The sequence below is a fragment of the Mesorhizobium sp. M7D.F.Ca.US.004.03.1.1 genome, from assembly GCF_003998635.1.
In the GTDB taxonomy this organism is placed as follows: domain Bacteria; phylum Pseudomonadota; class Alphaproteobacteria; order Rhizobiales; family Rhizobiaceae; genus Mesorhizobium; species Mesorhizobium loti.
On the sequence record NZ_RZQG01000225.1, the window covers coordinates 1 to 7,594 of the forward strand.

General features: G+C 63.9%; 9 protein-coding genes. 2 read left to right on the plus strand and 7 right to left on the minus strand.

The window, feature by feature from the left end; genetic code table 11:
- Positions 1-617: GNAT family N-acetyltransferase (locus EN935_RS14910; protein ID WP_164771139.1), on the minus strand; the 617-nt coding region annotated here is incomplete at its 3' end.
- Positions 618-621: 4 nt separating this feature from the next.
- Complete coding sequence (locus EN935_RS14915) at positions 622-1,845, minus strand: GNAT family N-acetyltransferase (RefSeq protein ID WP_109669453.1); 1,224 nt, start codon at positions 1,843-1,845, stop codon at positions 622-624.
- A gap of 91 nt (positions 1,846-1,936) precedes the next feature.
- Between EN935_RS14915 and EN935_RS14920 the strand changes: the two genes are divergently transcribed.
- Positions 1,937-2,995 carry a polysaccharide deacetylase family protein gene (locus EN935_RS14920; protein WP_109669456.1) on the plus strand — a complete coding sequence of 353 codons (1,059 nt, stop codon included), beginning with the start codon at positions 1,937-1,939 and terminating at the stop codon, positions 2,993-2,995.
- Positions 2,996-3,011: 16 nt separating this feature from the next.
- Here the strand turns inward: EN935_RS14920 and EN935_RS14925 are convergent, their stop codons facing one another.
- A complete protein-coding gene (locus EN935_RS14925) occupies positions 3,012-3,227 on the minus strand; it encodes a DUF2842 domain-containing protein (protein ID WP_109669806.1) in 216 nt (71 codons plus the stop codon).
- 198 nt (positions 3,228-3,425) lie between these two features.
- Between EN935_RS14925 and EN935_RS14930 the strand changes: the two genes are divergently transcribed.
- On the plus strand, positions 3,426-4,517 hold the full coding sequence (locus EN935_RS14930; protein WP_127265637.1) for a COX15/CtaA family protein: 1,092 nt from the start codon (positions 3,426-3,428) through the stop codon (positions 4,515-4,517).
- Between the two features lie 39 nt (positions 4,518-4,556).
- Here the strand turns inward: EN935_RS14930 and EN935_RS14935 are convergent, their stop codons facing one another.
- The 4 genes from EN935_RS14935 to speB form a co-directional block, all read right to left on the minus strand.
- A complete protein-coding gene (locus tag EN935_RS14935) occupies positions 4,557-4,874 on the minus strand; it encodes a hypothetical protein (RefSeq protein WP_127265636.1) in 318 nt (105 codons plus the stop codon).
- Positions 4,875-4,958: 84 nt separating this feature from the next.
- Positions 4,959-5,801: an aminoglycoside phosphotransferase family protein gene (locus tag EN935_RS14940; RefSeq protein ID WP_206534518.1), complete on the minus strand. Its 843-nt coding sequence runs from the start codon at positions 5,799-5,801 to the stop codon at positions 4,959-4,961.
- Positions 5,798-6,724, minus strand: coding sequence for an N-acetyl-gamma-glutamyl-phosphate reductase (gene argC / locus EN935_RS14945; RefSeq protein ID WP_127265286.1), 927 nt, complete (start codon positions 6,722-6,724; stop codon positions 5,798-5,800). The genes EN935_RS14940 and argC overlap by 4 nt, the downstream gene beginning before the upstream one ends.
- A gap of 30 nt (positions 6,725-6,754) precedes the next feature.
- A partial coding sequence (gene speB, locus EN935_RS14950) for an agmatinase (protein WP_127373406.1) occupies positions 6,755-7,594 on the minus strand: 840 nt, incomplete at its 5' end.

Sequence of the window (7,594 nt, forward strand, 5' to 3'; positions counted from 1 at the left end):
TCGGCAAACAGCGGGCCGATCTTGAAGCCGGAACGGCACGGCCGCGCCACGGCGTAGCCGGTGGTGCCGCGTGAACTGATCGCCGCCAGCCCGTGATGCGGTGCCTGCAGCCATCGATGCAGGAACGCCCGCCGCGGTCCCGGAAAACAATGCGTGTCATAGGCGATGATGTCGGGCACGAGCTCAGTCGTCACTGTCCTCAGTCCGTCGGCGTTGACCGCCGGGCCTGCCGTGCGCCCGCTGTAGCGGATGGTCTCGTAAGCCGGCCTGAAGCCCTTGCTCCGGTAATTGGCCTGCTGCTCGGCGACGCCGTCGAGGCCGATAGTGCGGCCGGCAAGTCTCGTCATCCCAGCGTTCCACACCGCCTTGCCGTAGCCTTTGCCGCGCATGTCCGGCCGGCAGATGTAGAGGCCGATGAAACCGAACTCGCTTCCATAGGCCACTGCCGACACTGCGGCGACCATTTCGTTGCCGACAAAGGCGCCGATGAAGCCTTCCGGGTCCGCGGCCTGGAACATCGCCGCGTCTTCAAGGCCTGGGTTCCAGCCTTCTGCGGCCGCCCAGTCGACGAGAACCGCCAGCTCCTGCAGCGACAGTGTGCGGATGGTCGGCTTCATGGCCTTAGCTATCGTCTTCGGCGGGCGCTGCCTGTCCGGCCGCCCTGCGGCGCAGCATCTTGGTCAGCTTCCAGATCGTCGGGCTGTTCTTGATGAAGGCCTTGAGCCCTGTGCCTTGCCGAAGCGCCAGCGCCAGCACGCGGCCCTTCAGGGTCAGCGGTATCAGCACTTCGAAATGCCGGGTTTCGATATCACACCACAGCCGCTTGTAAGGCTCGTCGCCGACCGAGAAATCATAGACCTTGAAACCGGCCTCGCAGGCTTCCTGGATGTTGTCGAAGAACAGGAAATCGCCGGGGCTGGTGTGGCCGAGATCGTCCTCGGCGATCGCGCCGAACTCGCAGATCAGTCGCTTGCCTGAACGGCTCGACCCGGTGATGGCGCGCAGCTTGCCGGCAACCTCGAGCCCGTGCAGCATGAAGGAGGGCTCGTCCTCGGCAAGCGCTTGCGAAAACAGCGCGCGGAAGAAGCCGCGCACCTGCCTGTCGCCGAAGACGTTGGCGATGCCCATCTTGCGGAAGCGGAATTCCTTCATCTCGAAAAAGGCGTCGAGCAGCCTGTTCGCCTCGTCGGCGGTTCTGGCTTCGATGCGGCGATGACTGCCGACGGCTTCGAACTTGCGTGTCTGCGAACGGTGCTTCTTGCGCTTGCGTTTGCCGCTGGCGCGAGAAAGCAGCGCATCGAAGCCGCCGTCGAGGTCAACGGCCAGCGACAGATTGGGGCTGGCAAAATGGTCAAGCGCGCCTAGGGGATTGGCGACGCCGTCGAGATCGGGCAGCAATCGTTCCAGTGCGACGAGATCGATGTCCGGACGTGCCTTGGCGATGGCCGTCAGCATCGCTCGGATGGCCGGAACATCTGATCTGGCCAGCCAGTGCGGATCCGCGGCGACGAAGTTGCCATTGGCGTGGCGGCCACCCATTAAGCGGGCGACGCGGAACGGACCGCTGGCGGTGACCTCCAGGGCCAACGAGAAAACCGGCTTGCCTTCGGTGCTCAGTGTCGCAACGAGCAGATCCGGTCGGACCTCGGCAGCCCAGCTCAGGATCCAGGCAGCACTCTGCGGCGGTGCAAACAGGGCCGAGCGGCAGAACTCGGCATAGGCCACCAGTCCGTCCGTGGACGCCACTGAAATCGACAGGCCGGCATGGTTCCGTGGCAAGGCGCGCGACGACGCCTCGGTCGCCGCAAGCCGATTGCCGTCAAATGACGCTGCAGCGTCAACCATACCTCAATCCTTAGGGCGTATTGATCGCGATTTGGGGGTTCGCGTAGGCGCATTCCGTGCTTGGATCAGCCTAGGCGCAAAAGGTGAATGAATGATCGACGGCGGGGAGGCAATCCGGAAACTGGCGCTGAACGTCGCCCGCTATACCGGTCTCGCACCGCTGGCCAAACCATTCATCGGCGGCATCGGCGCCATCCTGATGCTGCATCGCGTTACCGCGACGCCGGAAAGGCCCGACAGCGTCAACCGGCATCTCAACATTGCTCCCGGTTTCCTCGATGCCATGATCGCCGACATGAAGGCGCATGGTTATGCCTTTGTCTCCATGGACGAAGCCGTTGAGCGCATCAAGGCAGGCGGCAAGGGCGGCGAGTTTGCCACCATCACCGCCGACGACGCTTATCGCGACAACATGACCGAGGCGCTGCCGGTGCTGGAGAAGCACGGCGCGCCGATCACCATCTATGTAGCGCCGGGGCTGATCAACGGCACGGCCGACCTGTGGTGGGATGTGGTCGAGGATATCGTCAAAGCGCGCGATAGCCTCACTCTGACGCGACCGAATGGTCCCCTGACGATCGATTGCTCGACACCTGCGAAGAAACTGCAGGCCAATGCACGCCTGCACGCCTATCTCACCTCCGAAGTCCGCGAGGAGGACCTGCAGGCGGTGTTGCGCGATCTGGCTCGCTCAAATGGCATCGACGCCGACGGCCCGCGATTGCGCACATTGATGAGTTGGGACGAGATCCGCGGCATGGCCGCGCATCCGCTGGTGACGATCGGCGCCCACACGATCAACCACAGCAATCTGAAGCGGCTTTCCGAAACCGGTGCCCGGCACGAGATCGGCGCCGTGCGCGGCATGTTGCAGGCCGAACTGGGCGAGAAGCCCAGCCATTTCGCCTACCCCTATGGTTATGCCAGCGCTGTCGGCTGCCGCGAGGTGGGCTTTGCCCGCGACGCCGGCTACACCTCCGCCGTGACGACGCGCCACGGTGTGCTGCGTGCCGAGCATGCCGGCTTCCTGCATGCCTTGCCGCGCATTTCAGTCAACGGCCGCTACCAGAGCCTTGCCCATATCCGCACCATGCTGTCGGGCGTGACGACGCCGCTCGCCAATGCCGGCAAGATGGTCGTTACCATCTGATGGGGTCGGGTTCCGCCTAGCGCTTGGTCCGTGGCTCCAGCATCAGCCATTTGATGATGCCCATCGCCGGCAGCACCCAGAGCAGGCCGCTGAGCAGGAAGAACAGGAAATGCACCCACGGGCCCGATTCCGACAGCCGGGCGACCGCGAAGATCGATGCGACCAGCGCATAGATGATGACCAGCGCCACCAGCAGGAACATTCCGATCAGCTTTTTCAGGCGCAGGGGCATGGTTGGTCTCCTGGTCGAGCATGCCGGCAATTCGCACAGGCGGCCCGGCAAGCTCAAGGGCTGTTGCCCCGCATAGGCCTTGACGCGAAGCTGTGCAACCGGTGAGGCGCGGCGCGACGGCGTGCCGCGCCGCATGGCCTTGCCAGCACGGGTGCGATGGTCCACCAATCCGCCAAACCAACCTGCCGGGACAAGATCATGGCTGCCATATCAGCTGCCGCGCCATACGTCGCCCGCGACCGCGACCTGCATAACCGGGCGCTGCTGCGCGGCTGGCTCTATGTGGTGCTTCTGGTGCTGTTTGCGCTGGTGCTGGTCGGCGGCGCCACGAGGCTAACCGATTCCGGCCTGTCGATTACGGAGTGGAAGCCGATCCACGGCGTGATACCGCCGCTCAACGACGCCGAGTGGCAAGAGGAATTCCAGCTCTATCAGCAGATCCCGCAATATGCCGAGCTCAACAAGGGCATGAGCATCGAGGCCTTCAAGTCGATCTTCTGGTGGGAATGGGCGCACCGCATCCTGGCGCGCAGCGTCGGCCTGGTCTTTGCCCTGCCGCTGCTGTTCTTCTGGGCGACGCGCCGCGTCGAGCGCGGCCTGGGACCGAAACTCGTGGGCATTCTCTTGCTCGGCGGCCTGCAGGGCGCCATCGGCTGGTGGATGGTGGCCTCCGGTCTGGTCGACCGGGTCTCCGTCAGCCAGTACCGGCTGGCGACCCACCTGACACTCGCGGCGCTGATCTTCACCGCGACCATGGTGGTCGCGCGCGGACTGGCGCCGCATTCCGAACCCGCCGCCGATCGGTCGACGCAGAGGCTGGCTGGCTTCATCGTGCTGCTGGCGCTGATCCAGATCTATCTCGGAGGCCTGGTCGCCGGGCTCGACGCCGGCTTGAGCTACAACACCTGGCCGTTGATGGATGGCAAGATCATCCCTGGCGATCTGCTGATCCTCGAGCCGGCATGGCGCAACTTCTTCGAAAGCCCGAAGACGGTGCAGTTCATCCATCGGCTCGGCGCCTATACGGTGTTCATCGTGGCCTTGTGGCACATGATCGCCACGCGCCGGCGGCTGCCAGGCTCAACGCATGCGCGGCGCGCGACGTTGCTGTTTCTGCTGGTGCTGGTGCAGGCCTCGATCGGCATCGGCACGCTGCTGATGCATGTGCCGCTGCATATGGCGCTGACCCATCAAGCCTTTGCACTGATCGTGCTGGGCTTTGCATCAGCGCATTGGCGCGGCACCAAGGGCGCCTATCCCTTGCCGCACGATATCGCGCTCAGGAGCTGATCCCGAGCCGATCGGCCAGTTACATCCAGAATTCGCCAGTTACATCCAAAATTCGTTTGACGATGTCGTCTTCTCGCCGTCGAACTCCGCCTGACGCAACGCTGCGGCGGATGGTGCAGACTGCCCCTGATCGGCCTTGGCTGCCTTGTCGGCGGCCTTGAGCGCATCGAGCTTGGCTTGGGCCACGGCGATATCCTGCTGCACCTGGGCGGCCTTGACCTGATCCTTGATGGCCTTGGCCTGGTCTTCCAAATCCTGAATCTGCTTTTCGAGCGCGGCCTCCTGGGCTGCATTGCTCGACGAACTGGACGAGGAATACTGGGTTGCCGGTGAGGAACCCGAAATCGCGCTGACCATGACAAATCCCGAAGTGGAGCCGAGACCAGTCAGTAGCCCATTGTGGTGAACAAGCGGTTAGCACCGCGCCGTTGCCCCGTGCGATCAGAAGCTTGCCCGCACCGCCCGGATCGCCCCGGCGATCGACAATTCGCGATTCTCCTCGACCGCGTTGCCGTCCTCATGATGCCAGGACGCCGACAGGCACCCATAGGCGATGGCATGATCGAGGATGGCTGGTGGTGTCTGGCCCAGTGTTCTGGCAAAGACTTCCGCCATATGTGCTGTTCGCTCCGGATCGAGGCAAAGTTCATCGCGGTCGAGCGGGTTGTAGAACATGTTCGCGGCGTCGAAGCCGGGGTCGCCGAGAACGCCCTTCGGATCGATCGCCAGCCAGCCGCGCGGCCCGTGCAGGATGTTTTCGTGATGCAGGTCGCCATGCAGGGGCCTGATATCATGCGGATTGGCCAGCAACCGATCGGCAACGACGGCGGCCTCGACATAGAGGCTGTCATGGCCGGCGTCGCGATCGGATGCGGCTTTCCTGAACAGGCTGGCGAACCGTTCCCTCAGCGGTTGAAGATCGGGCGGGAAGGGGTCTTTCCCAGGCGAAAACAGTTTTGCCATCACGTCGGCCGCAATTGCGGTCGCCGCAAAGTCGCCCTGTTCGTCGAGCACCTGCTGCAGAAGAGTTTCACCGGCATATTCGAGCAGCATGCTGTGGTCGTCGCGACCGAGCAGGCGCACCGCGCCTTCGCCGCGCCGCCAGGCGAGGTAATGCTCTCCGCGCAACTCGTCGGCGATATCATCGAAAGGCTGGAGTGCCTTGACGATCGCCGGCGAGCCGTCTTCGCGCAAAACCTTCCAGATGCGGCTCGAAAAGGTCTCGGCAATGAGTTCGGGCGCGCTGACCTTCCAGCGCACTGGAAAGGCTGGCGCGTCCATCAGAGGCCGAGCATCAGGTCCATGTTCTGGACGGCAGCGCCCGAGGCGCCCTTGCCGAGATTGTCATAGACCGCCAGCAGCAGGGCCTGCGCCCGTTTGTCGTTGGCGAAGACATAGACCTTCATCCGGTTGGTGCCGTTGTAGATCTCCGGATCGATCTCCGGCATCCGCTCCGAATGCGCGTAGGGCGCCACCTCGACCACGCCGCCCTTGATGGTGGCGAAATGGTCGGCAATCGCCGCATGCAGTTCCGCACCGGTCGGCACATGGTCGAGGCCACCAAGCTGCAACGGCACGACGGTGATCATACCTTGCGCGAAATTGCCGACCGCCGGCTGCATGATCGGATCATGCGACAGCCTGGCATAGGCCCTCAATTCCGGCACGTGCTTGTGCTGCAGGGTAAGGCCGTAGGGCAGGAATTCCGAGGCGTCCTCGCCCTTGGCGACATAGTCCTCGATCATCGGCCGTCCGCCGCCCGAATAGCCCGAAATGCCGTTGACGGTGATCGGGAAATCCGCCGGCAGCAGGCCGGCGGTGACCAGCGGCCGCAGCGTTGCGATCGGTCCTTGCGGCCAGCAGCCGGGGTTGGCGACGCGTTTTGCCGAGGCAATCGTCTTCGCCTGCGTCTTGTCCATCTCGGCGAAACCATACGCCCAGCCTTCCGCCACGCGATGCGCGGTCGACGCATCGATGACCTTGGTGGTGTCGTTGGCGATCAGCGAGACGCTTTCCTTCGCCGCATCGTCGGGCAGGCACAGGATCGCGACATCGGCGGCATTGAGGAGCTCGGCGCGCGCCGCCGTTTCCTTGCGGCGCTCGGCGGGAACCGAGATGATTTCCAGGTCGCCGCGCTCGGCAAGCAGCGCCCGGATCTGCAGGCCGGTGGTGCCGTGTTCGCCGTCGATGAAGATTTTCGGTTTCATGGATTGATCAAATTCCCTGATATTCTAGGACTATATGCCGTTACCGTGGTTCACTGCGGCACCGTTGTGATGGCCGTTGTTCAGCTCTTCAAGCCGTGCCTTTCGCTCCGCCAGCAGGCCGAGATATTGCATGGCCACCATGGAGCCGGCGATCGCCGTTATATCGGCGTGATCATAGGCCGGCGCAACCTCTACGACATCGGCGCCGACAATATCGATCTGGTTGAGCTGGCGCAGCGTCGAAAGGATCTTCGCCGAGGACGGCCCGCCGGCAACCGGCGTGCCGGTTCCCGGCGCATAGGCCGGATCGAGGCAGTCGATGTCGAAGGTGAGATAGGTCTTCTTGCCGCCGGTGCGGTCGACGATGGCGTAGGCGATGTCGGACGCCCGCATCTCCTCGATTTCATGACCGTAGAGGATCTTGATGCCGAACGTGTCGGGCGCATGGGTGCGGATGCCGATCTGGATCGACCGGTCGGGATCGATGATGCCTTCCTTGACGGCGCGGCCGACGAAGGATCCGTGGTCGATGCGCTTGCCGTCGTCCGGCCAGGTATCCTGATGGGCGTCGAATTGCACCAAAGCGAGCGGCCCATGGATGGCGGCATGCGCCTTGAGCAGCGGCCAGGTGACGAAATGGTCGCCGCCGAGCGTCAGCAGGAAGGCGCCGGATTTGAGGATCTTCGCCGCTTCGCGCTCGATCGTGCCGGGCGTCTTCTGGTGGTTGCCCGAGTCGAGCAGGCAATCGCCATAGTCGACGACCGCCAGATGCTCGAACAGATCGCGTGAGAACGGATATTGCGGGTCGTTGTCGAGGATCGCCGAGGCGCGGCGAATCGCCTGCGGCCCGAAGCGGGCGCCGGGCCGGTT